The organism is Rickettsia endosymbiont of Urophora cardui (assembly GCF_964030725.1).
Lineage (GTDB): Bacteria > Pseudomonadota > Alphaproteobacteria > Rickettsiales > Rickettsiaceae > Rickettsia.
Map to the genome: position 1 here is coordinate 421,847 of NZ_CAXIPY010000007.1, position 24,980 is coordinate 446,826.

A 24,980-nucleotide genomic window follows, 5' to 3' on the forward strand; every position below is an offset into this window, starting at 1 on the left:
ATTTTTCTCTAGATTAGCATATTATTTGCTAAGTGCGAAACTCCTGTAAACATCGTGTGGGTGTTTGATATTCTTAATTTGTACAGTCGTATCAGCGATGATTAATTCCAAATCTTTTTTTTTAATTGTGTTAGTTTTTATCCCAACCCTGATCAACTCCGATAATATCTCATTATATCCAGCTTCACCTAATACACTACGAAACCGTCGTATACTAGTTTCCGAGATAGCTATGTCTTTTTCTATATATTCCCACCCGCAGAAATACTGCCAATACATATTCTCTTTTAGCTCTTCCTCTGATAATGAATCTGAAAAATTATACATTGCTTGTAGCATCGTTATGCCAAGCATCACTCTATGACATTTTCTATTTCTACCAAATTTCTTAATACAAACATTTTTTGATAACCACTCTTCGAGCCTAGACCAATTTATTAATTCTCTTAATTTATATAGCTTATTATTTGGGTTTAATTCTTCTTTTAATTTATAACCAAACAGTTTCCCTTGTTCTTGCGATTTGATAATGTTGTCTATTGGCATTGACTGAAATCCATAAGGTTTATGACCATATTTTATCATTTTCTTACGGATTGTTGTATTACTTCTTGTCTTAAAACCATATTATCTATAAGGCTTGTAGAGTTTTGGCGGACGGACTATATAGAGTATCTTCTATCCCTTGTAAATACTTACTTCCAAACCTAGATTAATCCAGAATTCAGGTTACAAATGCGATAGAATCGCTGAATAGCCAATTGAGAAAAGTTACTAAGAATAAACGCATCTTTCCAAATGATGACGCAGTATTTAAGGTTTTATATCTGACAATTGATTATATTACCAAAAAATGGTCTATGCCTATCCCCAATTGGAATGAAGCTATGGCTCATTTTATGATCAAATTTGATGGTAGAATTTAATGGTTCACGAAATTTACACAATTGATGAGACAGAGCCGTTTTTAAAGTCCTTGCAAGGCGATAGATAAAAATATATGACTATTGTCATCAATTCTGCAAGACTTAATTTTCCTATTCTATGCCTTTGCTGATTTGTTGATAATAGACGGTGTTCTATCCATTCTTCATATATTTTACAAAAATTATCTACTAAATAATATACAGTTATGATACATCTTTTCATGTTGAGTTACTGATCTTTTATTAAAAAAATCTATCATAACTCAACATTAATCTCCTTTAAACCCTTTATCTATAAGCTTTCTATCTATCCCTTATCCTAAATTAGCGTTTCAAATATATTTATATCCTTATACTGAATCAGGAGTTTCGCACTTAGCAAATAATATGCTAATCTAGAGAAAAATAGTTTTAGATAAAAATGACAAGATCAAAATGTAGCAAAGATTTATATAAATCATTCTTACAAGCAAGTAGTGTAAGATATACTAGCAAAGCATTATCTGAAGTAAGTCCATTAGATCTATCGCACGATAGTGCAAGTCGATGGTTAAAGAGTAAGGATTTTCGCCCTAGCGAAATCTATAGCAAAGTGTCAAAATATATTGATCTGGAAGATCCTTGTTTATTAGTGGGAGATGACACCTTATTGTCAAAGCAATACAGTAAGAGGATCGAGCTTGTAAATTATCAATATTCTGGGGCTGTACATGATGTTATACCTGGTATAGGAATGGTAAACTTACTGCATTACAATACTCAAATTGATCAATCTACTCCTGTAGATTATAGAATATATGATAAAGAAACTGATGGTAAAACAAAGAACGAGCATTTTTGTGATATGCTTACTTTAGCTAAAGAAAGAGGTATCAAGCCTGATGCTATAGTTATGGATGCTTGGTATAGTGGTTTGGATAATTTAAAACATATACGTAATTTAGGTTGGATATGGGTTACCAACCTAAGAAAAAATAGAAAAGTTAATCGTAATGTTAGCTTGGAAACTTTAGAGATTCCCGATGAAGGGCTAAAAATTCACCTACGTGGATACGGTTGGGTTACGGTATTTAAGTTTGTGGCAAAAAATGGTCGCATTGATTACATAACAACTAATTTAGAGAATCCTACACGTGAGCAAATAGAGAAAATTGTTAAGGCGCGTTGGTCTATAGAAGTTTATCATCGAGAATTGAAACAAACTTGTGGTATTGAATGCTGTCAGGCACGCACGGGTCGAGCTCAAAGAAATCATATTTGCCTTGCTGTATTGGCCTGGCTTGATATGAACAAAAGGAGGATAAATGAAAACATTACTTTATATCAACAAACTTGGGAAGTTATAAAAACATCAATTCAGAACAACATTAAATGGCTTCTAACTAATACACAATTTTGCTAAGTGCGAAACTCCTGTGAATATTAAATGAAATTTTAAAAATATCTTTTGATTGACTATCAGATTTAAACATGATCTACTTATGTGATAAAATTTTAATAAGGCTTATATGATAAGAAACATAATTATTACTATTTCTGCAATATTATTGTTAACCTCAAAAGGCTTTGCAGATGATACTATATCTAATACTTCAAAAAAAGATACCAAAACAGATAGTACAACACAAAAAATTCTAGATGAATTTTATGCCTATGCCGGTACTATTAAACCAGAAATACGTGAAGAAATACAAAAATATAGGATAGAAATAGTTAACATTAATAAAAAGAAACGTGAACTATATGACAAACTTTCTAAAGAAGCACAAAATTTTTTAGCAAAAGAACAAGAATATAAACAAAGATTATCTTCCTCCAGCATGGCTACCGAAGATAGTAAAGATAATAATACTGCAAAAGATAATAAAGATGCTGATAAGAAATAATATTAGCTAATGTAGGTGTATTAGTTGACATTTGATCTTACATTTAATAGGCTCTGTCTCATCAATTGTGTAAATTTCGTGAACCATTAAATTCTACCATCAAATTTGATCATAAAATGAGCCATAGCTTCATTCCAATTGGGGATAGGCATAGGCCATTTTTTGGTAATATAATCAATTGTCAGATATAAAACCTTAAATACTGCGTCATCATTTGGAAAGATGCGTTTATTCTTAGTAACTTTTCTCAATTGGCTATTCAGCGATTCTATCGCATTTGTAGTGTAAATAATCTTACGAATCTCCTTTGGATATTGCAAGAAAATTATCAAATTATCCCAATTATTATACCAAGATTTAGCTATATGCGGATATTGCTTACTCCATTTTTGATCAAATGACTCAAGAGCTAATGCTGCTTCTTTTTCAGTAGCAGAAGTATAGATTAGGGAAAGTTCTATAATTAATTAAGCCAGATATAATCAATTTTTAATCTCTCAGGGTTTAATTCCCCGAAGCTCTGCTTCGTGATATCATAAGAAACAACTAAAACTTTTTTAGATACCTCGTAGCTCTGCTGCGAGGAGCATCATTTAAATATAGATATATCATGGCTCATTTAACGATAGATGAAAGATTTAAAATATACGAAATGAATAAGAGTGGTTATAGCTCGCGATATATAGGGACAAAGATTGGCCGTGATAAAAGCACTATATGTTATGAACTCAAGAGAGTCCGTCCGCCAAAACTCTACAAGCCTTATAGATAATATGGTTTTAAGACAAGAAGTAATACAACAATCCGTAAGAAAATGATAAAATATGGTCATAAACCTTATGGATTTCAGTCAATGCCAATAGACAACATTATCAAATCGCAAGAACAAGGGAAACTGTTTGGTTATAAATTAAAAGAAGAATTAAACCCAAATAATAAGCTATATAAATTAAGAGAATTAATAAATTGGTCTAGGCTCGAAGAGTGGTTATCAAAAAATGTTTGTATTAAGAAATTTGGTAGAAATAGAAAATGTCATAGAGTGATGCTTGGCATAACGATGCTACAAGCAATGTATAATTTTTCAGATTCATTATCAGAGGAAGAGCTAAAAGAGAATATGTATTGGCAGTATTTCTGCGGGTGGGAATATATAGAAAAAGACATAGCTATCTCGGAAACTAGTATACGACGGTTTCGTAGTGTATTAGGTGAAGCTGGATATAATGAGATATTATCGGAGTTGATCAGGGTTGGGATAAAAACTAACACAATTAAAAAAAAAGATTTGGAATTAATCATCGCTGATACGACTGTACAAATTAAGAATATCAAACACCCACACGATGTTTATTTAATGGATAAAGCTAGGCTTAGCATAGTAAAGCTTTGCAACAGTTTGGGTATACATTTGAATGAAACATACGCTAGAACCTATAAACGCGATATAGTAAAGCTATGGAAATATAAAGAACATAGTAAAGCCAAGAAGCGTTGGAAAATAATGAAGCATTTAAAAATATTACTGGGTCGTTTGATTAGAGTATGTGAGCGTGAGATCAAAAATAAGCAATTAAACTTGTCTCTCAAAAATCAAGAAGTATTGCAAAAAATAAAACAAATACATAACCAATCTGTTTTAAAAAGAGAAGCTAAAAAGCAATATAAAGAAGATAACAAAGTATTATATAGTTTTCATGCCCCTGAAGTAGAGTGTATAGGAAAGGGAAAACGCAACAAGCCATATGAGTTTGGCAATAAAGTAGCGGTAGTAGTAAGTGGTCGTAGAAATTTTGTTTTATCCGCAAAATCGTTTCATAATAATCCTTATGATGGTCATACATTGCATCAGAGCTTTGAAGCAGTAGAGAGTGTCACTGGAATCAAGATAAAGAAATCATTTGTTGATCTTGGGTATAGTGGTAGCAATGTAAAGGAGAAGAGTAAGGTATATACCCCAAAAACGCGGAAGAAGTTGTTACAAGAGGACAAGTCTATGATCAAGAGACGCAGTGCCATAGAACCAATAATAGGTCACTTAAAGCAATATGGTCGGATGGGTAGAAACTTCTTGAAAGGTATGATAGGAGATATTATCAATCCAATAATCTCTGCTATTGGTTTGAATTTACGATGCATTGCAAATCATTTACAAATCGTGTCTAACTCCACATAAATCAAAAATATCATCATGCAAAAACTAGATGAACGATAAAAAATCGTTAACAATAGCTCCATATCAAAATTAGACCAACACAGAAATGTATCAGTAAAAATTAACATAACTTATTAATTTTTATTGAAAATCTTAGCAATTTGTTGTCAAAACTCTATCCCATTACAAATGATCAGGATTTGAAGTGTTTTTGGCGGATAGACAAGAGAATGAGGCATAATTATAGACCAGATAGGGCTAACACACTTGCTTGCAGTTTAAGGCAAGGTAAGAGAAAAAGAAAATTAGATATTGATAATAATTTACGAGCAGAAATAATAAAGCAGTTAACACAGGGTATTTCACCAGATATAATTTCAGGTAGACGTAAACTATCACGAGATACTGTCAATATTTCTACAGAGAGTATATACCAGTTTATTTATACATCTCCTATAGCACAAAGGCAAAAATTATATTTATCTTTAGCAAGAAAAAGGAAAAATAGGTTGCATCATGGTACAAGAATCAGAAACAAAAGAATTACAATACCAAATCGAGTTTCCATTACTGAAAGACCAGAGATAAATAGAAAGATAGCAGCAATAGGTCATTTAGAAGGTGATTTAACTTTTAACAAAGGTAATCAAAGTCGTAATATAGGCGCTCTTGTGGATATCAGAACACAAAAAGTGTTTCTCACTTTAAACCGTTCAAAAAGAACACAAGATGTGATTGGTAACATGAATAAAAAACTTAAACAATTGTCGCATATAATCAAAAGCATAACGTTAGATAATGGCAAAGAATTTACCAATCATGAACAACTATTGCCAAAATCTGAACGAAAAGTATATTTTTGCAATCCTTATTCTCCATGGCAAAAACCATTGATAGAGAAGATTAACTCAATGGTGCACAGAGTATACTCTAAATCTTTAGATATATAGCTAACACGGAAATGTTTCTACCACAGATTAGGAAAAACTTAGGCATTGATCAATAATTTTATGTAAACAGTTTTTAAAGTTAGTCCAGCAATGTTTAATAGGATTTAGATCTGGTGAATATGTGAGTAAATACAAAAACTATGGTAAAAACCTTTTCGCGTTAGCTATAAAAAAATTAACAATAAAGCAATTACAAGAAATTGAGGATTTTTTAAATAATTTACCAAGAAAAGTGCTCGGTTATAAAACACCCAATGAGGTATGGGAAGAAAATATAAATCTGGCTTAATTAATACTGGAATTTACCATCTACTTCTCGAAACGATAGTGAGCATAAGATCTATAGCTACTTACTTGATCAATATTGGACTAAATCTGGCTCAACAAAGCAAGTGTATGTGCCTAATGTGAATGAGGTTTGGAGTGGTGACATTACTTACATTAGAACTAATGGTGGCTTTATGTATATGGCAGCTATTATAGATTGGCATAGCAAGGCCATATTGAGCTATAAACTGTCAAATTCTATGGATGCATCTCTTGTAACTGATGTCTTGAAACAAGCTCTCAGTAAGTATAACGCTCCACAGATATTTAATAGTGATCAAGGTAGCCAATATACCAGTTATGACCACATAAATATTCTCAAGGAGCATGATATCCAAATTTCAATGAATGGCAAAGGTAGAAGTATTGATAATATAGTAATAGAAAGGTTTTTTAGAACTTTAAAATATAATTGTATCTTTATTAATGATTTTAACAATGTTAAAGAGTTAAAAGAGGGGATTGATCATTATCTGAATAAATATAATTATCACAGATTTCATTCAAGTATTGGTTATAAAAAGCCTATGAATGTATATCTGAATTATATGCAAAATTATCAGCAAATTGCTGCCTGATAATCGAAAAATTAGGAAAACATACTACTCATTTTTTTGTCTTGATTTTTCATGTATGGACCTCCTGTAGAATGCAAGAAAAAAATAACATCAATAATAAAAACAAACAAATGCAGTCATGTATCCGGCTTATAGCTGATAAATCAACCTAATTTATTCTACAGCCCTGATGGAATTCGCTGGCTTACAAACTATATACTTATCAGTCCATCGGCTTCTAAAAGAGCCACTGAAAAACGCAGTTTTTTTGTAAGCTAAGGTTTGTCTTATTTACCATCAATATTAATTATCTCAAGCATATTTCGGGTTGGAATCTCTTACATATTGTTTTGCTTTTACCTATTCATTATATAAATCACCATTTATTTTACTTATAAGTGCTATGCTACACACTCTTTAGCTACAAACTTTACTCTCTACATAATCATCTCCTGATCTTAGTACAGCAAACACCACTCTTGCCAACTTATTAGCTATGGCAACTGTCGTTTTATTATGGCTACTTCGCTCAGATAAATTAAACATCCATTTCGTAAATTGGCTAAAATCTTTTTTAGATTTCTGTTCTTCCGATGTAAATCTTATCTTGGCATTTAGTACAGCTCTAGCCCCTTGAATTAATAAAGTGCGTAAGTATACATCACCTCGCTTGCTAATTCCCAGCAGCTTATCCTTCCCACCACTTGAATGTTGTCTTGGCACTAATCCTAGCCATGCCGATAATTGCCTGCCATTCTCAAAACTTGTAGCATTACCTATTGATGCTATTAAAGCAGTAGCAGTAATTAAACCAAGACCAGGTATAGCTCTTAATCGTTGATATTGAGTTAGGTTACTTGCTATCATTGTTAATCGTTTTTCTATCTCTTTTATTTTTCTGTTATTATCTAAGAATTCTTCTTTTAGTTCACTAAATGTTTGATAACTTAACTGGCTTAATTTCCCTGCATCTAAAATCTCAATTAATTTTGTGATAACCTTATTAATGCCTTGAGGAACAATAAAACCAAACTCATGTAGTAGCCCCCTAATTTCATTAGCAAGTGCTGTACGATTTTTTACCAATCTCTCTCTTACCCTATGTATTGATAAAATTTCTTGTTGCTCTATAGTTTTAATTGCAACAAATCTCATATTAGGTCTTGTCACGGCTTCACATATCGCTTCAGCATCTGCTTGATCATTTTTATTAGTTTTAACATATGGTTTGACAAATTGCGGTGCCATTAGTTTTACTTCATGCCCTAATTTAGTTATTTCTCTTGCCCAATAACTAGAACCACCACAAGCTTCCATCCCTACTAAACATTGTGGTAAATTAGCCATAAATGTCAAAACCTGATCTCTCATCAATTTTTTCTTTAATACTGTCTTGCCATTTTTATCTACACCATGAATTTGAAAAATTCTTTTTGCAATATCTATACCAATTGTAGTAACCTCCATATGGACCTCCTTAATTGTTGTTTTAATATGTTAAATATTAACCCTAGAAGATTAGCAACTGCTTTTCATTCTCTATATCAGGAGGTCCATACCATTAGTCCACTATCGTCCCTATATATCGCGGCTTTGTTGCATAAATAAGATTTGTAGAGCAAGAGTGGTGATAATCTGGTAAGATGTCCTGAATTAAAAATAATCCAGATTATATGAGATCTCGGAAGAAAGCCCCTTTTAGTAAATCACGCAAGTATTCTAAATATAAAATAACGAATTGGTCAGAATATAATAATTTTTTACGCAATAGGGGTCGCATAGATTTTATGATTGCCAGTGATTTGGCGATTGGCTGGTATGCTGATTACAGAGAGGAAATGAAACGAGGAAGACCTAGACTCTATAGTGATCACGCTATATTACAGTGTTTGAAGATCAGATGCTTATTCGGTCTTAAGTTACGCCAAACCCAAGGCTTTATAAACTGGCTCTTTGAAATATCGGGTTTATCTATTAGATGTCCAGACTATACAACATTAAGTAAGCGTATGAAGTCATTAGATCTTAGGTATTTACATGGAAATCAAGATAAAGAATTTAGTTGTATTTCAATGGATAGTACAGGGATACAAGCCTACACAGGGAACGAATGGCTAGAAAATAAGCATGGTAAGCAATATAAGCGTCGCATATGGAAAAAGCTACATATCGTTATAGAAGATCAAGGTATGATACTTGCCGATAGTACCACAGAGCATACTATAGATGATAGATCACAGATTGGACTACTAATAGCTAATGTCAGAGCCAAGGATTTTCTGGGAGATCGAGGGTATGACGGTGAATCTACATATCAATTGTTTAGAAAGAAGAAGATAAAACCAGTTATTAGACCCCCAAACTCTTCAGTAAAAGTTCAATCGCTTAGGGATAAAACTGAGAGAGATGCAGCTGTTATATATCAACAAAACAAAGGATACCAAGCATGGAGGGTAAAGAATAATTATGGTAGAAGGGAGCGTGTAGAGAACACGTTCTTTCGATTTAAAACTTCTTTTGGTAGTAAGTTTCTATCAAGACATGATCAAAATATGACAAAAGAAATGTCTATTAAATGCCACTTATTAAACAAAATGTTTGAAATTGGTAAACCTATCTCTGTGCCTGTTGGCTAGGCTAGTCCGTCCGCCAAAACTCTACAAGCCTTATAGATAATATGGTTTTAAGACAAGAAGTAATACAACAATCCGTAAGAAAATGATAAAATATGGTCATAAACCTTATGGATTTCAGTCAATGCCAATAGACAACATTATCAAATCGCAAGAACAAGGGAAACTGTTTGGTTATAAATTAAAAGAAGAATTAAACCCAAATAATAAGCTATATAAATTAAGAGAATTAATAAATTGGTCTAGGCTCGAAGAGTGGTTATCAAAAAATGTTTGTATTAAGAAATTTGGTAGAAATAGAAAATGTCATAGAGTGATGCTTGGCATAACGATGCTACAAGCAATGTATAATTTTTCAGATTCATTATCAGAGGAAGAGCTAAAAGAGAATATGTATTGGCAGTATTTCTGCGGGTGGGAATATATAGAAAAAGACATAGCTATCTCGGAAACTAGTATACGACGGTTTCGTAGTGTATTAGGTGAAGCTGGATATAATGAGATATTATCGGAGTTGATCAGGGTTGGGATAAAAACTAACACAATTAAAAAAAAAGATTTGGAATTAATCATCGCTGATACGACTGTACAAATTAAGAATATCAAACACCCACACGATGTTTATTTAATGGATAAAGCTAGGCTTAGCATAGTAAAGCTTTGCAACAGTTTGGGTATACATTTGAATGAAACATACGCTAGAACCTATAAACGCGATATAGTAAAGCTATGGAAATATAAAGAACATAGTAAAGCCAAGAAGCGTTGGAAAATAATGAAGCATTTAAAAATATTACTGGGTCGTTTGATTAGAGTATGTGAGCGTGAGATCAAAAATAAGCAATTAAACTTGTCTCTCAAAAATCAAGAAGTATTGCAAAAAATAAAACAAATACTATAATGGACTAATGGTATGGACCTCCTGATATAGAGAATGAAAAGCAGTTGCTAATCTTCTAGGGTTAATATTTAACATATTAAAACAACAATTAAGGAGGTCCATATGGAGGTTACTACAATTGGTATAGATATTGCAAAAAGAATTTTTCAAATTCATGGTGTAGATAAAAATGGCAAGACAGTATTAAAGAAAAAATTGATGAGAGATCAGGTTTTGACATTTATGGCTAATTTACCACAATGTTTAGTAGGGATGGAAGCTTGTGGTGGTTCTAGTTATTGGGCAAGAGAAATAACTAAATTAGGGCATGAAGTAAAACTAATGGCACCGCAATTTGTCAAACCATATGTTAAAACTAATAAAAATGATCAAGCAGATGCTGAAGCGATATGTGAAGCCGTGACAAGACCTAATATGAGATTTGTTGCAATTAAAACTATAGAGCAACAAGAAATTTTATCAATACATAGGGTAAGAGAGAGATTGGTAAAAAATCGTACAGCACTTGCTAATGAAATTAGGGGGCTACTACATGAGTTTGGTTTTATTGTTCCTCAAGGCATTAATAAGGTTATCACAAAATTAATTGAGATTTTAGATGCAGGGAAATTAAGCCAGTTAAGTTATCAAACATTTAGTGAACTAAAAGAAGAATTCTTAGATAATAACAGAAAAATAAAAGAGATAGAAAAACGATTAACAATGATAGCAAGTAACCTAACTCAATATCAACGATTAAGAGCTATACCTGGTCTTGGTTTAATTACTGCTACTGCTTTAATAGCATCAATAGGTAATGCTACAAGTTTTGAGAATGGCAGGCAATTATCGGCATGGCTAGGATTAGTGCCAAGACAACATTCAAGTGGTGGGAAGGATAAGCTGCTGGGAATTAGCAAGCGAGGTGATGTATACTTACGCACTTTATTAATTCAAGGGGCTAGAGCTGTACTAAATGCCAAGATAAGATTTACATCGGAAGAACAGAAATCTAAAAAAGATTTTAGCCAATTTACGAAATGGATGTTTAATTTATCTGAGCGAAGTAGCCATAATAAAACGACAGTTGCCATAGCTAATAAGTTGGCAAGAGTGGTGTTTGCTGTACTAAGATCAGGAGATGATTATGTAGAGAGTAAAGTTTGTAGCTAAAGAGTGTGTAGCATAGCACTTATAAGTAAAATAAATGGTGATTTATATAATGAATAGGTAAAAGCAAAACAATATGTAAGAGATTCCAACCCGAAATATGCTTGAGATAATTAATATTGATGGTAAATAAGACAAACCTTAGCTTACAAAAAAACTGCGTTTTTCAGTGGCTCTTTTAGAAGCCGATGGACTGATAAGTATATAGTTTGTAAGCCAGCGAATTCCATCAGGGCTGTAGAATAAATTAGGTTGATTTATCAGCTATAAGCCGGATACATGACTGCATTTGTTTGTTTTTATTATTGATGTTATTTTTTTCTTGCATTCTACAGGAGGTCCATACATGAAAAAATTGGACAAAAAAATGAAGGAGTGTGTTTCCGCAATAAGTTAGAATAAATAGCAATAAACTTATAGCTAACGCGGAAAGGTTTTTACCATAGTTTTTGTATTTACTCACATATTCACCAGATCTAAATCCTATTAAACATTGCTGGACTAACTTTAAAAACTGTTTACGTAAAATTATTGATCAATGCCTAAGTTTTTCCTAATCTGTGGTAGAAACATTTCCGTGTTAGCTATAAGAGGAAAGATGAAGAAAAATAAAGTAAAAATTTTCAGTGCTTCAGAAAAAACGGGGATAGTATTAGAATTAATAAAAGAGGAGTCGACACTTGGTCAGTTAGCTTCAAAATATGCAATAAGTGTTAAAACAATTCAAAATTGGAAAAAACAGTTTTTAGGTAATGCGGCATTAGCTTTTGAACCAGCTAAAGTTTTGAGTGAATATCAAGAACAAATAAATCATTTACAAGAGCAAAATGATGAACTTGCTAAAGCTCTTGGTAGAATCACAGTTGAGAGGGACTGGGCCGTGGGAAAGCTCAAAAGCTTGGATTTATCAAATAAAAAGAGTCTTGTACACTCCAAGCTAAATCAACTCTCAAAATCAAGACAGTGTGAACTATTAAAGATTAGTCGATCTACAGCCTACTATAAATCCAAGGAGATGAGTATAAATAAATTAAGTATTTTAAATAGAATAGATGAAATATATACAGATAATCCTGAATTTGGTTATCGCTATATTCATCAACAGTTACTAGAAGATGGGTTTATTGTCGGTAAAGATCGAGTACTGAAATATATGAGGATGATGGGTATAGAAGCTATTTACCCACATAAGAAAAAATCTACTTCTCGAAACGATAGTGAGCATAAGATCTATAGCTACTTACTTGATCAATATTGGACTAAATCTGGCTCAACAAAGCAAGTGTATGTGCCTAATGTGAATGAGGTTTGGAGTGGTGACATTACTTACATTAGAACTAATGGTGGCTTTATGTATATGGCAGCTATTATAGATTGGCATAGCAAGGCCATATTGAGCTATAAACTGTCAAATGCTATGGATGCATCTCTTGTAACTGATGTCTTGAAACAAGCTCTCAGTAAGTATAACGCTCCACAGATATTTAATAGTGATCAAGGTAGCCAATATACCAGTTATGACCACATAAATATTCTCAAGGAGCATGATATCCAAATTTCAATGAATGGCAAAGGTAGAAGTATTGATAATATAGTAATAGAAAGGTTTTTTAGAACTTTAAAATATAATTGTATCTTTATTAATGATTTTAACAATGTTAAAGAGTTAAAAGAGGGGATTGATCATTATCTGAATAAATATAATTATCACAGATTTCATGCAAGTATTGGTTATAAAAAGCCTATGAATGTATATCTGAATTATATGCAAAATTATCAGCAAATGGCTGCCTGATAATCGAAAAATTAGGAAAACATACTACTCATTTTTTTGTCTTGATTTTTCATGTATGGACCTCCTGTAGAATGCAAGAAAAAAATAACATCAATAATAAAAACAAACAAATGCAGTCATGTATCCGGCTTATAGCTGATAAATCAACCTAATTTATTCTACAGCCCTGATGGAATTCGCTGGCTTACAAACTATATACTTATCAGTCCATCGGCTTCTAAAAGAGCCACTGAAAAACGCAGTTTTTTTGTAAGCTAAGGTTTGTCTTATTTACCATCAATATTAATTATCTCAAGCATATTTCGGGTTGGAATCTCTTACATATTGTTTTGCTTTTACCTATTCATTATATAAATCACCATTTATTTTACTTATAAGTGCTATGCTACACACTCTTTAGCTACAAACTTTACTCTCTACATAATCATCTCCTGATCTTAGTACAGCAAACACCACTCTTGCCAACTTATTAGCTATGGCAACTGTCGTTTTATTATGGCTACTTCGCTCAGATAAATTAAACATCCATTTCGTAAATTGGCTAAAATCTTTTTTAGATTTCTGTTCTTCCGATGTAAATCTTATCTTGGCATTTAGTACAGCTCTAGCCCCTTGAATTAATAAAGTGCGTAAGTATACATCACCTCGCTTGCTAATTCCCAGCAGCTTATCCTTCCCACCACTTGAATGTTGTCTTGGCACTAATCCTAGCCATGCCGATAATTGCCTGCCATTCTCAAAACTTGTAGCATTACCTATTGATGCTATTAAAGCAGTAGCAGTAATTAAACCAAGACCAGGTATAGCTCTTAATCGTTGATATTGAGTTAGGTTACTTGCTATCATTGTTAATCGTTTTTCTATCTCTTTTATTTTTCTGTTATTATCTAAGAATTCTTCTTTTAGTTCACTAAATGTTTGATAACTTAACTGGCTTAATTTCCCTGCATCTAAAATCTCAATTAATTTTGTGATAACCTTATTAATGCCTTGAGGAACAATAAAACCAAACTCATGTAGTAGCCCCCTAATTTCATTAGCAAGTGCTGTACGATTTTTTACCAATCTCTCTCTTACCCTATGTATTGATAAAATTTCTTGTTGCTCTATAGTTTTAATTGCAACAAATCTCATATTAGGTCTTGTCACGGCTTCACATATCGCTTCAGCATCTGCTTGATCATTTTTATTAGTTTTAACATATGGTTTGACAAATTGCGGTGCCATTAGTTTTACTTCATGCCCTAATTTAGTTATTTCTCTTGCCCAATAACTAGAACCACCACAAGCTTCCATCCCTACTAAACATTGTGGTAAATTAGCCATAAATGTCAAAACCTGATCTCTCATCAATTTTTTCTTTAATACTGTCTTGCCATTTTTATCTACACCATGAATTTGAAAAATTCTTTTTGCAATATCTATACCAATTGTAGTAACCTCCATATGGACCTCCTTAATTGTTGTTTTAATATGTTAAATATTAACCCTAGAAGATTAGCAACTGCTTTTCATTCTCTATATCAGGAGGTCCATACCATTAGTCCACTATCGATTTAAGAATACGAGTAATAAAAAGTTTAACAGATGGTAAAACAATAACAGGAGTTTCGCACTTAGCAAATAATATGCTAATCTAGAGAAAAATAGTTTTAGATAAAAATGACAAGATCAAAATGTAGCAAAGATTTATATAAATCATTCTTACAAGCAAGTAGTGTAAGATATACTAGCAAAGCATTATCTGAAGTAAGTCCATTAGATCTATCGCACGATATTGCAAGTCGATGGTTAAAGAGTAAGGATTTTCGCCCTAGCGAAATCTATAGCAAAGTGTCAAAATATATTGATCTGGAAGATCCTTGTTTATTAGTGGGAGATGACACCTTATTGTCAAAGCAATACAGTAAGAGGATCGAGCTTGTAAATTATCAATATTCTGGGGCTGTACATGATGTTATACCTGGTATAGGAATGGTAAACTTACTGCATTACAATACTCAAATTGATCAATCTACTCCTGTAGATTATAGAATATATGATAAAGAAACTGATGGTAAAACAAAGAACGAGCATTTTTGTGATATGCTTACTTTAGCTAAAGAAAGAGGTATCAAGCCTGATGCTATAGTTATGGATGCTTGGTATAGTGGTTTGGATAATTTAAAACATATACGTAATTTAGGTTGGATATGGGTTACCAACCTAAGAAAAAATAGAAAAGTTAATCGTAATGTTAGCTTGGAAACTTTAGAGATTCCCGATGAAGGGCTAAAAATTCACCTACGTGGATACGGTTGGGTTACGGTATTTAAGTTTGTGGCAAAAAATGGTCGCATTGATTACATAACAACTAATTTAGAGAATCCTACACGTGAGCAAATAGAGAAAATTGTTAAGGCGCGTTGGTCTATAGAAGTTTATCATCGAGAATTGAAACAAACTTGTGGTATTGAATGCTGTCAGGCACGCACGGGTCGAGCTCAAAGAAATCATATTTGCCTTGCTGTATTGGCCTGGCTTGATATGAACAAAAGGAGGATAAATGAAAACATTACTTTATATCAACAAACTTGGGAAGTTATAAAAACATCAATTCAGAACAACATTAAATGGCTTCTAACTAATACACAATTTTGCTAAGTGCGAAACTCCTGAATAAAAGAGACTGCAGAGATATACTCTATTAGTAGGAAGACTATAATAGAGTGGAAAAAAGTAAAGAAACAAACTGGCGATGTCAAAGCAAAAAGTGGTTATCATACAGGACATCGTAGAATAATTAAGAGACATAGAGGGATTTAAAAAATTTATAGAACTTAATTTTGATAAAACCACCATGGAGCTAGCTAAGAACTGGAGTCAAAAAGTATCCGCAAGTACTATATCAAGATTGCTTAATAAATTAGGTTATAGTTATAAAAAAAACTTTTCTTCATCCCAAAAGGGATATTGGTCTAAGGAATGAGTTTATATTGAAACTAAAAACTATAGATAAACAAGATTTAGTATTTATAGATGAGTCTGGGATAGAAGATAATAGCTGTAGAGAACACGGGTGGAGCATTATCGGTCAAAGATGTTATGGTGAAAAGGTCTATCAACATCAATCACGTATTAGTATGATTGCTGGGCTGTGTGTCAAAGATATGATTGCCCCAATAATATTTGATGGAACATGTAATAAGAACATTTTTGAAACTTATGTACAAGAGATATTGATCAAGGAATTAAAGCCTAGTCAGATAGTCGTAATGGATAATATTAATGTCCCCCTTCGGGGATCAAAAATCCCTCGCCTTTAGGCGAAGGGAAGATATAATGAAATTGCTTTAGCAATGAATTTATATCAAGAAATATGAGAAGTTATAGAAAGAATAGTCATAGTCAGTATGATTTAAAAGTGCATCTTATATGGATACCAAAATATAGGAAGAGAATATTGATAGGCAAAGTATCGGAAAGGACTAGAGATTTACTGAGGCAGATTTGCATGGAACATGAAGTACATATAATTTCAGGGAAAATATCATGTGATCACGTACATATGTTTATCTCATATAAGCCGCAAATATCTCTTAGCAAGTTAGTACAGTATTTAAAAGGCATTAGCTCAAGAATTTTATTGCAAGAATTTACTCATTTACGAAAACAATTTTGGGGCAATCATTTGTGGGCTAGGGGCTATATGGCAGTCAGTTCAGGTAATATAACTGATGAAATGATACAGCACTATATTGATGAACAGGAAGGTGAACCTGTGAATGATGATCGATTTCTAATCGATTCCACTTTATAACCCCTCAGCTTATAGCTGAGGGTTGTTTAGTTTTCATAAAAGTACAAAAGTGAAAACGTTAATTGAATCTGTTGGTTGCAGTATTTTATTTTTACCAACTTATTCTCCTGATTTAAATCCTATTGAGCATTACTGGTTTAAAATCAAGAATGAAATTAGGAAAGTTGCAGGAGATTTTGAAACATTCTATGATGCTGTTTACTATGTTCTTAAAAAAGTCACTACCTTACCGCATTAAGCTATAGTTTTTCAAGACAGGCTCTTAGCAATAGATGTGACAAATCCAAACATAGTGATGGTTAACTTATGTTAAAACAATATATAAAATATATCGTTATACTATTGATGACAATTGGAATCGTAAAGGCTAGCATAGCTGTAAATTATCAAGAGTTAAGTGATGACAATTTACGAGAAGCGTTTTATAGCAAGAGGAATGAAATAAAGGAACTAAGAGCAAAAATAGGAGGTCCAACCGTACGTGAAAATAGACAAACTCAGTCAACGGATATCATGAATAATATTACTGCAATAAGCACACTATTGCAAAAAGAACAAGAACATGGTGTGAACAATTATGATAAAGTATTACAGTATCAGGATCAGATAGCACAATTACATGAAAATCTTAACTATCTTATAAAACAGGATGAGATCTCAATAGAGTATAATAAAAATCTTAATATTTTGCAGAATGAATTTAAGAATATATAGCTAACACGGGAATGTTTCTACCACAGATTAGGAAAAACTTAGGCATTGATCAATAATTTTACGTAAACAGTTTTTAAAGTTAGTCCAGCAATGTTTAATAGGATTTAGATCTGGTGAATATGTGAGTAAATACAAAAACTATGGTAAAAACCTTTCCGCGTTAGCTATAGAATACGAACTCACTGTTCGCCGTAATAATCATAATGTCACTTCTGATACTCAACAAGAGGTTAGTATTGCATTACCATTAGAACGCCATTCCCCAGTAACACTTACACAAAGCTCCAATTCAGATTTGGCGTCTGTATCAGATAATCATAATCTTAATAGTCTAACTCACACTATATCTGAAGTGCATGATGTTGGTCACGTACAAGTATCTAATACACCCTCATCATCAGATCATCATGAAGTAGATAATAATATACGAAGTAGTGCTTCATATACTATAGAAGACCCAAACATACGTCGCTTATTAACTTCCACTCCTAATTCAACAGCAGAATCACCACATAGTATATCTGATATATCTCAAGTGCATAATGTTGATTACGTACAAGTATTCAATACACCCTCATCATCAGATTATTATGAAGTAGATAATAATACACGAAGTAGTGCTTCATATATTATAGAACACCCAAATATACATCACTTATTATATACTTCCACTCTTAATCCAACAGACAAGAAGCTTGAGGGTAATTTAAAGGATGAATTAGCAAGTGCTGATAAGAACAATGATGAGAATACAAAAAATGTCGTGAGAAAATTAGTATTTGATCCTAATGTATTGAAAGAAGAGACTAGTAGTCAACAAAATCATAAATGCTTAAGTATGGCTGATGAATTAGTAGAGGGTTCTTGTTCAAATATTAGAGCAAAAAAAAGATCATTAGAGCATATTAATTTAATAGAGACTAAAGATCAGTCTAGCACAGAAGATTTATTGGTACTAGAAAACGACTTATCTGATGAGATTATAGAAAACTGGGAGTTTGAAGATCAAGAGTTTGCCGAAGAGACCGAGGATACAAATAGAATATCTACAACTGACAGTGAAGAAGTGGCAATAGATGATTCCTCTAAGGATTCACCCACCACATCTATTAATACTGTAATAAACACAGAAGGATTGTCAGAAGGTGTAGATGAGACAAAGCCAGTAGCATTAAACAATGAAATTCATAATATAAATAAGAAGGCTGCAGTTGAAATGCATCATCTGAAGGCAATAATAGATGTAGCAAGTGCAAGTTATGCCATGCCTCATAATATTATCAAGAACAGACTATTGAATGATGATTTTATGCCGATAGCAGCAGGGGATGAGAATAAGCAAGGCAGTACTGGAATATGGACAAGTGCTGGTTACTCTATCTCAAAGCAAGGAAACTTCAGTAATCACTTGCCATATAAAAGCAGAATGGCAGTTATGACTATCGGCGGAGATATAGCGTTAGGAGACAGTAGCATCTTGGGTATTGCTTATAGCAATGCTAAGGCAAATCTGAAGTTTAATAGTTTAAAGGGCAAGAGCCGTATTAACTCGCATATTTTAAGCATCTATTCTCAGCATGGTTTGCAACGCAATTTCTATTTTCAGTTAGTAGGGTCTGCAGCATCAAGCACTATTAAATCTAAGATTGTAGGTGAGAATAAAAAGGAGTTATATGTCGATAATATCATCTTAGAGAGCAATCTAACTTACCGCCATAGCTTTAGTAATGGTATGCAGTTATTACCTACAATAGGCCTGAGATACAACTACTTACGTGGAGGAGTTGATAAAGGACAAAAGCAAGCAGAACAAACAATTCTTGTAAATCACAAGCATGAGAGAATCTTAAGCTCAGACTTTGGTATCAAGGTAATCTTCAATCCTATTGAGTTTGGTTCATCTGTGCAGTTAACCCCAACCATGCATGCATGTTTAGAGAGAAGAATAACGAACGATCGTAAAATATTAATAGCAAGTATTACTCAAGGAGCAGTGATAAAAGGAGACGTGCGTGTTAAACTACCAAGAGCTGTTAGGAATAAATATAATGTAGGAGCCGGGTTAATTGCTCAAAGAAGAAACGTAAAGCTACAATTAGCTTACAATTATAGAACTCAAAAATCCTATAAGGAACATGCATCTGTAATACAACTACAGATTAACCTGTAAAGAAGGTTTTCTCAGAAAGTTTATATGTGTGCAAGAGAAGGTATAATGGACTAATGGTATGGACCTCCTGATATAGAGAATGAAAAGCAGTTGCTAATCTTCTAGGGTTAATATTTAACATATTAAAACAACAATTAAGGAGGTCCATATGGAGGTTACTACAATTGGTATAGATATTGCAAAAAGAATTTTTCAAATTCATGGTGTAGATAAAAATGGCAAGACAGTATTAAAGAAAAAATTGATGAGAGATCAGGTTTTGACATTTATGGCTAATTTACCACAATGTTTAGTAGGGATGGAAGCTTGTGGTGGTTCTAGTTATTGGGCAAGAGAAATAACTAAATTAGGGCATGAAGTAAAACTAATGGCACCGCAATTTGTCAAACCATATGTTAAAACTAATAAAAATGATCAAGCAGATGCTGAAGCGATATGTGAAGCCGTGACAAGACCTAATATGAGATTTGTTGCAATTAAAACTATAGAGCAACAAGAAATTTTATCAATACATAGGGTAAGAGAGAGATTGGTAAAAAATCGTACAGCACTTGCTAATGAAATTAGGGGGCTACTACATGAGTTTGGTTTTATTGTTCCTCAAGGCATTAATAAGGTTATCACAAAATTAATTGAGATTTTAGATGCAGGGAAATTAAGCCAGTTAAGTTATCAAACATTTAGTGAACTAAAAGAAGAATTCTTAGATAATAACAGAAAAATAAAAGAGATAGAAAAACGATTAACAATGATAGCAAGTAACCTAACTCAATATCAACGATTAAGAGCTATACCTGGTCTTGGTTTAATTACTGCTACTGCTTTAATAGCATCAATAGGTAATGCTACAAGTTTTGAGAATGGCAGGCAATTATCGGCATGGCTAGGATTAGTGCCAAGACAACATTCAAGTGGTGGGAAGGATAAGCTGCTGGGAATTAGCAAGCGAGGTGATGTATACTTACGCACTTTATTAATTCAAGGGGCTAGAGCTGTACTAAATGCCAAGATAAGATTTACATCGGAAGAACAGAAATCTAAAAAAGATTTTAGCCAATTTACGAAATGGATGTTTAATTTATCTGAGCGAAGTAGCCATAATAAAACGACAGTTGCCATAGCTAATAAGTTGGCAAGAGTGGTGTTTGCTGTACTAAGATCAGGAGATGATTATGTAGAGAGTAAAGTTTGTAGCTAAAGAGTGTGTAGCATAGCACTTATAAGTAAAATAAATGGTGATTTATATAATGAATAGGTAAAAGCAAAACAATATGTAAGAGATTCCAACCCGAAATATGCTTGAGATAATTAATATTGATGGTAAATAAGACAAACCTTAGCTTACAAAAAAACTGCGTTTTTCAGTGGCTCTTTTAGAAGCCGATGGACTGATAAGTATATAGTTTGTAAGCCAGCGAATTCCATCAGGGCTGTAGAATAAATTAGGTTGATTTATCAGCTATAAGCCGGATACATGACTGCATTTGTTTGTTTTTATTATTGATGTTATTTTTTTCTTGCATTCTACAGGAGGTCCATACATGAAAAAATTGGACAAAAAAATGAAGGAGTGTGTTTCCGCAATAAGTTAGAATAAATAGCAATAAACTTAAGAGGAAAGATGAAGAAAAATAAAGTAAAAATTTTCAGTGCTTCAGAAAAAACGGGGATAGTATTAGAATTAATCTCTCAGGGTTTAATTCCCCGAAGCTCTGCTTCGTGATATCATAAGAAACAACTAAAACTTTTTTAGATACCTCGTAGCTCTGCTGCGAGGAGCATCATTAAAAGAGGAGTCGACACTTGGTCAGTTAGCTTCAAAATATGCAATAAGTGTTAAAACAATTCAAAATTGGAAAAAACAGTTTTTAGGTAATGCGGCATTAGCTTTTGAACCAGCTAAAGTTTTGAGTGAATATCAAGAACAAATAAATCATTTACAAGAGCAAAATGATGAACTTGCTAAAGCTCTTGGTAGAATCACAGTTGAGAGGGACTGGGCCGTGGGAAAGCTCAAAAGCTTGGATTTATCAAATAAAAAGAGTCTTGTACACTCCAAGCTAAATCAACTCTCAAAATCAAGACAGTGTGAACTATTAAAGATTAGTCGATCTACAGCCTACTATAAATCCAAGGAGATGAGTATAAATAAATTAAGTATTTTAAATAGAATAGATGAAATATATACAGATAATCCTGAATTTGGTTATCGCTATATTCATCAACAGTTACTAGAAGATGGTTTTATTGTCGGTAAAGATCGAGTACTGAAATATATGAGGATGATGGGTATAGAAGCTATTTACCCACATAAGGGCTCTGTCTCATCAATTGTGTAAATTTCGTGAACCATTAAATTCTACCATCAAATTTGATCATAAAATGAGCCATAGCTTCATTCCAATTGGGGATAGGCATAGACCATTTTTTGGTAATATAATCAATTGTCAGATATAAAACCTTAAATACTGCGTCATCATTTGGAAAGATGCGTTTATTCTTAGTAACTTTTCTCAATTGGCTATTCAGCGATTCTATCGCATTTGTAGTGTAAATAATCTTACGAATCTCCTTTGGATATTGCAAGAAAATTATCAAATTATCCCAATTATTATACCAAGATTTAGCTATATGCGGATATTGCTTACTCCATTTTTGATCAAATGACTCAAGAGCTAATTCTGCTTCTTTTTCAGTAGCAGAAGTATAGATTAGTTTCAAATCCGCTGCTAATTGCTTTCTATCTTTATATGATACATATTTGAGGCTATTCCTGATCTGATGGACAATACAAATTTGATGTTCAGTTTTCGGATATACTGATGCAATAGCATCAGACATACCAGTTAGATTATCACTACAAGCAATTAAGATATCTTTTACTCCTCGATTCTTCATTTCAGTAAAATTACCAAGCCAAAATTTAGCTCCTTCATTCTCACTTATAGCTAACACGGAAATGTTTCTACCACAGATTAGGAAAAACTTAGGCATTGATCAATAATTTTACGTAAACAGTTTTTAAAGTTAGTCCAGCAATGTTTAATAGGATTTAGATCTGGTGAATATGTGAGTAAATACAAAAACTATGGTAAAAACCTTTCCGCGTTAGCTATATCCATAAGCCTAAAATATCCTTTCTGCCAGATAAATCTATTCCTAAAGCTACATATACTGATTTATTAATAATAAGTTTATCTTGTCTTACTTTCACTACTAAACAGTCAAAATATACTATAGGGTATACTGATTCAAGAGGTCTACTCTGCCAAATCTTGACCTCATCTATTACTTCATCTGTAATCCTGCTGATTAGGCTCTCACTGATCTCAGCTCCATATAATTCTTGCAATTGTGTTTTAATATCAGACACACTCATACCCTTCGCATATAAGGATATTATCTTTTGGTCTAAGCCATCTATTCTTGTTTGTTTCTTTGAGACTATTATAGGTTCAAATTTACCTTGTCTGTCTCTTGGAACATTTAGCTCTATAGTACCATTCTCACTAATCAGATTCTTACTAAAACTACCATTCCTCGCATTCTCAGTTTCAGCTCTATCATACTTGCTATAACCTAAATGTTCTGACATCTCAGCATGCAGTGCTCGCTCTAAAATACCCTTGGTTAATTCCTTAATTAATCCATTCTGACTTAGTACTGTTTTTAAATCTACTCCGCCTTCTATCAGCAAATCTATTGCTTCATTTATTTTTTTATTCTTCTCTATTTGCATTTCTGTTACCTATATTTTTAATTACTTCTAATATAGGCTCAACAAAAATTTACACAATCATTGCAAAAGACTCCACATAAGAAAAAATCTACTTCTCGAAACGATAGTGAGCATAAGATCTATAGCTACTTACTTGATCAATATTGGACTAAATCTGGCTCAACAAAGCAAGTGTATGTGCCTAATGTGAATGAGGTTTGGAGTGGTGACATTACTTACATTAGAACTAATGGTGGCTTTAGGTAAATTCCAGTATTAATTAAGCCAGATTTATATTTTCTTCCCATACCTCATTGGGTGTTTTATAACCGAGCACTTTTCTTGGTAAATTATTTAAAAAATCCTCAATTTCTTGTAATTGCTTTATTGTTAATTTTTTTATATCTAAAGATTTAGAGTATACTCTGTGCACCATTGAGTTAATCTTCTCTATCAATGGTTTTTGCCATGGAGAATAAGGATTGCAAAAATATACTTTTCGTTCAGATTTTGGCAATAGTTGTTCATGATTGGTAAATTCTTTGCCATTATCTAACGTTATGCTTTTGATTATATGCGACAATTGTTTAAGTTTTTTATTCATGTTACCAATCACATCTTGTGTTCTTTTTGAACGGTTTAAAGTGAGAAACACTTTTTGTGTTCTGATATCCACAAGAGCGCCTATATTACGACTTTGATTACCTTTGTTAAAAGTTAAATCACCTTCTAAATGACCTATTGCTGCTATCTTTCTATTTATCTCTGGTCTTTCAGTAATGGAAACTCGATTTGGTATTGTAATTCTTTTGTTTCTGATTCTTGTACCATGATGCAACCTATTTTTCCTTTTTCTTGCTAAAGATAAATATAATTTTTGCCTTTGTGCTATAGGAGATGTATAAATAAACTGGTATATACTCTCTGTAGAAATATTGACAGTATCTCGTGATAGTTTACGTCTACCTGAAATTATATCTGGTGAAATACCCTGTGTTAACTGCTTTATTATTTCTGCTCGTAAATTATTATCAATATCTAATTTTCTTTTTCTCTTACCTTGCCTTAAACTGCAAGCAAGTGTGTTAGCCCTATCTGGTCTATAATTATGCCTCATTCTCTTGAGTTCATAACATATAGTGCTTTTATCACGGCCAATCTTTGTCCCTATATAGCTAACACGGAAATGTTTCTACCACAGATTAGGAAAAACTTAGGCATTGATCAATAATTTTACGTAAACAGTTTTTAAAGTTAGTCCAGCAATGTTTAATAGGATTTAGATCTGGTGAATATGTGA

Annotated in this window: 18 protein-coding genes and 11 pseudogenes; 21 read left to right on the top strand and 8 right to left on the bottom strand. The window is 32.7% G+C overall.

Annotated features, from left to right (window positions below):
• Positions 1 to 21: 21 nt before the first annotated feature.
• Positions 22 to 585 carry a transposase gene (locus AAHI98_RS16215; protein WP_342226490.1) on the bottom strand — a complete coding sequence of 188 codons (564 nt, stop codon included), beginning with the start codon at positions 583 to 585 and terminating at the stop codon, positions 22 to 24.
• Positions 586 to 722: 137 nt separating this feature from the next.
• Between AAHI98_RS16215 and AAHI98_RS16220 the strand changes: the two are divergent.
• Positions 723 to 926: pseudogene (locus AAHI98_RS16220) on the top strand (transposase); the annotation flags it as partial.
• Between the two features lie 37 nt (positions 927 to 963).
• Here the strand turns inward: AAHI98_RS16220 and AAHI98_RS18875 are convergent.
• A pseudogene (locus tag AAHI98_RS18875) lies at positions 964 to 1,149 on the bottom strand (IS982 family transposase); the annotation flags it as partial.
• 198 nt (positions 1,150 to 1,347) lie between these two features.
• Here AAHI98_RS18875 and AAHI98_RS16225 point away from each other — a divergent pair.
• Both AAHI98_RS16225 and AAHI98_RS16230 read left to right on the top strand, forming a co-directional pair.
• The gene (locus AAHI98_RS16225; RefSeq protein WP_342224656.1) at positions 1,348 to 2,328 is read left to right on the top strand and encodes an IS701 family transposase; all 981 of its coding nucleotides are present in this window, start codon (positions 1,348 to 1,350) and stop codon (positions 2,326 to 2,328) included.
• A gap of 106 nt (positions 2,329 to 2,434) precedes the next feature.
• Positions 2,435 to 2,812 (top strand): hypothetical protein, encoded by a 378-nt coding sequence (locus tag AAHI98_RS16230; RefSeq protein WP_342226491.1) that lies wholly within the window; start codon positions 2,435 to 2,437, stop codon positions 2,810 to 2,812.
• An 86-nt stretch (positions 2,813 to 2,898) separates the two neighbouring features.
• Here AAHI98_RS16230 and AAHI98_RS16235 read toward each other — a convergent pair.
• Positions 2,899 to 3,267, bottom strand: a pseudogene (locus AAHI98_RS16235) (transposase); the annotation flags it as partial.
• Between the two features lie 155 nt (positions 3,268 to 3,422).
• Here AAHI98_RS16235 and AAHI98_RS16240 point away from each other — a divergent pair.
• The 5 genes and pseudogenes from AAHI98_RS16240 to AAHI98_RS16260 form a co-directional block, all read left to right on the top strand.
• A pseudogene (locus AAHI98_RS16240) lies at positions 3,423 to 3,581 on the top strand (helix-turn-helix domain-containing protein); the annotation flags it as partial.
• A gap of 45 nt (positions 3,582 to 3,626) precedes the next feature.
• Positions 3,627 to 4,988 (top strand): IS5 family transposase, encoded by a 1,362-nt coding sequence (locus AAHI98_RS16245; protein WP_342224717.1) that lies wholly within the window; start codon positions 3,627 to 3,629, stop codon positions 4,986 to 4,988.
• 203 nt (positions 4,989 to 5,191) lie between these two features.
• Positions 5,192 to 5,911, top strand: a pseudogene (locus tag AAHI98_RS16250) (IS30 family transposase); the annotation flags it as partial.
• A 172-nt stretch (positions 5,912 to 6,083) separates the two neighbouring features.
• Positions 6,084 to 6,206: pseudogene (locus AAHI98_RS16255) on the top strand (IS30 family transposase); the annotation flags it as partial.
• Positions 6,207 to 6,228: 22 nt separating this feature from the next.
• Positions 6,229 to 6,822, top strand: a pseudogene (locus AAHI98_RS16260) (IS3 family transposase); the annotation flags it as partial.
• A 396-nt stretch (positions 6,823 to 7,218) separates the two neighbouring features.
• On the opposite strand, the gene AAHI98_RS16265 reads toward AAHI98_RS16260, so the two are convergent.
• On the bottom strand, positions 7,219 to 8,268 hold the full coding sequence (locus AAHI98_RS16265; protein WP_342224642.1) for an IS110 family RNA-guided transposase: 1,050 nt from the start codon (positions 8,266 to 8,268) through the stop codon (positions 7,219 to 7,221).
• Between the two features lie 206 nt (positions 8,269 to 8,474).
• On the opposite strand from AAHI98_RS16265, the gene AAHI98_RS16270 reads away from it, so the two are divergent.
• The 4 genes from AAHI98_RS16270 (at position 8,475) to AAHI98_RS16285 (ending at position 13,279) form a co-directional block, all read left to right on the top strand.
• Positions 8,475 to 9,437, top strand: a complete 963-nt coding sequence (locus AAHI98_RS16270; protein WP_342226495.1) for an IS5 family transposase — start codon at positions 8,475 to 8,477, stop codon at positions 9,435 to 9,437.
• A gap of 82 nt (positions 9,438 to 9,519) precedes the next feature.
• Positions 9,520 to 10,335: a transposase gene (locus AAHI98_RS16275; RefSeq protein WP_342226496.1), complete on the top strand. Its 816-nt coding sequence runs from the start codon at positions 9,520 to 9,522 to the stop codon at positions 10,333 to 10,335.
• Positions 10,336 to 10,437: 102 nt separating this feature from the next.
• Positions 10,438 to 11,487 (top strand): IS110 family RNA-guided transposase, encoded by a 1,050-nt coding sequence (locus tag AAHI98_RS16280; RefSeq protein WP_342224642.1) that lies wholly within the window; start codon positions 10,438 to 10,440, stop codon positions 11,485 to 11,487.
• 595 nt (positions 11,488 to 12,082) lie between these two features.
• Entirely contained in the window at positions 12,083 to 13,279 is a 1,197-nt protein-coding gene (locus AAHI98_RS16285; protein WP_342225039.1) for an IS3 family transposase, read from the top strand.
• A gap of 396 nt (positions 13,280 to 13,675) precedes the next feature.
• Here the strand turns inward: AAHI98_RS16285 and AAHI98_RS16290 are convergent, their stop codons facing one another.
• On the bottom strand, positions 13,676 to 14,725 hold the full coding sequence (locus AAHI98_RS16290; RefSeq protein ID WP_342224642.1) for an IS110 family RNA-guided transposase: 1,050 nt from the start codon (positions 14,723 to 14,725) through the stop codon (positions 13,676 to 13,678).
• 216 nt (positions 14,726 to 14,941) lie between these two features.
• Between AAHI98_RS16290 and AAHI98_RS16295 the strand changes: the two genes are divergently transcribed.
• The 8 genes and pseudogenes from AAHI98_RS16295 to AAHI98_RS16330 all read left to right on the top strand — a co-directional run bounded on the left by AAHI98_RS16295 (position 14,942) and on the right by AAHI98_RS16330 (position 22,301).
• Positions 14,942 to 15,922 carry an IS701 family transposase gene (locus tag AAHI98_RS16295; protein WP_342225040.1) on the top strand — a complete coding sequence of 327 codons (981 nt, stop codon included), beginning with the start codon at positions 14,942 to 14,944 and terminating at the stop codon, positions 15,920 to 15,922.
• Between the two features lie 332 nt (positions 15,923 to 16,254).
• Entirely contained in the window at positions 16,255 to 16,584 is a 330-nt protein-coding gene (locus AAHI98_RS16300; protein WP_342225041.1) for a transposase, read from the top strand.
• Between the two features lie 53 nt (positions 16,585 to 16,637).
• Positions 16,638 to 17,078, top strand: coding sequence for an IS200/IS605 family transposase (gene tnpA, locus AAHI98_RS16305; RefSeq protein ID WP_095568239.1), 441 nt, complete (start codon positions 16,638 to 16,640; stop codon positions 17,076 to 17,078).
• Between the two features lie 28 nt (positions 17,079 to 17,106).
• A pseudogene (locus AAHI98_RS16310) lies at positions 17,107 to 17,316 on the top strand (transposase); the annotation flags it as partial.
• A 68-nt stretch (positions 17,317 to 17,384) separates the two neighbouring features.
• Complete coding sequence (locus AAHI98_RS16315) at positions 17,385 to 17,792, top strand: hypothetical protein (RefSeq protein WP_342226497.1); 408 nt, start codon at positions 17,385 to 17,387, stop codon at positions 17,790 to 17,792.
• A 121-nt stretch (positions 17,793 to 17,913) separates the two neighbouring features.
• Entirely contained in the window at positions 17,914 to 19,962 is a 2,049-nt protein-coding gene (locus tag AAHI98_RS16320; protein WP_342226498.1) for an autotransporter outer membrane beta-barrel domain-containing protein, read from the top strand.
• Positions 19,963 to 20,110: 148 nt separating this feature from the next.
• Positions 20,111 to 21,160 (top strand): IS110 family RNA-guided transposase, encoded by a 1,050-nt coding sequence (locus AAHI98_RS16325; protein ID WP_342224642.1) that lies wholly within the window; start codon positions 20,111 to 20,113, stop codon positions 21,158 to 21,160.
• 709 nt (positions 21,161 to 21,869) lie between these two features.
• Entirely contained in the window at positions 21,870 to 22,301 is a 432-nt protein-coding gene (locus AAHI98_RS16330; RefSeq protein ID WP_342225043.1) for an IS3 family transposase, read from the top strand.
• Positions 22,302 to 22,314: 13 nt separating this feature from the next.
• Here the strand turns inward: AAHI98_RS16330 and AAHI98_RS16335 are convergent.
• Positions 22,315 to 22,914: pseudogene (locus AAHI98_RS16335) on the bottom strand (IS256 family transposase); the annotation flags it as partial.
• A gap of 166 nt (positions 22,915 to 23,080) precedes the next feature.
• Positions 23,081 to 23,701, bottom strand: a pseudogene (locus AAHI98_RS16340) (IS256 family transposase); the annotation flags it as partial.
• Positions 23,702 to 23,761: 60 nt separating this feature from the next.
• On the opposite strand from AAHI98_RS16340, the gene AAHI98_RS16345 reads away from it, so the two are divergent.
• Positions 23,762 to 23,947 carry a hypothetical protein gene (locus AAHI98_RS16345; RefSeq protein WP_342225046.1) on the top strand — a complete coding sequence of 62 codons (186 nt, stop codon included), beginning with the start codon at positions 23,762 to 23,764 and terminating at the stop codon, positions 23,945 to 23,947.
• 13 nt (positions 23,948 to 23,960) lie between these two features.
• Here the strand turns inward: AAHI98_RS16345 and AAHI98_RS16350 are convergent.
• Positions 23,961 to 24,854, bottom strand: a pseudogene (locus AAHI98_RS16350) (IS30 family transposase); the annotation flags it as partial.
• Between the last annotated feature and the right edge of the window lie 126 nt (positions 24,855 to 24,980).

Excerpts from the sequence above, each read along its gene's own strand:
- AAHI98_RS16215 (WP_342226490.1), bottom strand. The coding sequence starts at position 585 with ATGATAAAATATGGTCATAAACCTTATGGATTTCAGTCAATGCCAATA.
- AAHI98_RS16225 (WP_342224656.1), top strand. The coding sequence starts at position 1,348 with ATGACAAGATCAAAATGTAGCAAAGATTTATATAAATCATTCTTACAA.
- AAHI98_RS16230 (WP_342226491.1), top strand. The coding sequence starts at position 2,435 with ATGATAAGAAACATAATTATTACTATTTCTGCAATATTATTGTTAACC.
- AAHI98_RS16245 (WP_342224717.1), top strand. The coding sequence starts at position 3,627 with ATGATAAAATATGGTCATAAACCTTATGGATTTCAGTCAATGCCAATA.
- AAHI98_RS16265 (WP_342224642.1), bottom strand. The coding sequence starts at position 8,268 with ATGGAGGTTACTACAATTGGTATAGATATTGCAAAAAGAATTTTTCAA.
- AAHI98_RS16270 (WP_342226495.1), top strand. The coding sequence starts at position 8,475 with ATGAGATCTCGGAAGAAAGCCCCTTTTAGTAAATCACGCAAGTATTCT.
- AAHI98_RS16275 (WP_342226496.1), top strand. The coding sequence starts at position 9,520 with ATGATAAAATATGGTCATAAACCTTATGGATTTCAGTCAATGCCAATA.
- AAHI98_RS16280 (WP_342224642.1), top strand. The coding sequence starts at position 10,438 with ATGGAGGTTACTACAATTGGTATAGATATTGCAAAAAGAATTTTTCAA.
- AAHI98_RS16285 (WP_342225039.1), top strand. The coding sequence starts at position 12,083 with ATGAAGAAAAATAAAGTAAAAATTTTCAGTGCTTCAGAAAAAACGGGG.
- AAHI98_RS16290 (WP_342224642.1), bottom strand. The coding sequence starts at position 14,725 with ATGGAGGTTACTACAATTGGTATAGATATTGCAAAAAGAATTTTTCAA.
- AAHI98_RS16295 (WP_342225040.1), top strand. The coding sequence starts at position 14,942 with ATGACAAGATCAAAATGTAGCAAAGATTTATATAAATCATTCTTACAA.
- tnpA (WP_095568239.1), top strand. The coding sequence starts at position 16,638 with ATGAGAAGTTATAGAAAGAATAGTCATAGTCAGTATGATTTAAAAGTG.
- AAHI98_RS16315 (WP_342226497.1), top strand. The coding sequence starts at position 17,385 with ATGTTAAAACAATATATAAAATATATCGTTATACTATTGATGACAATT.
- AAHI98_RS16325 (WP_342224642.1), top strand. The coding sequence starts at position 20,111 with ATGGAGGTTACTACAATTGGTATAGATATTGCAAAAAGAATTTTTCAA.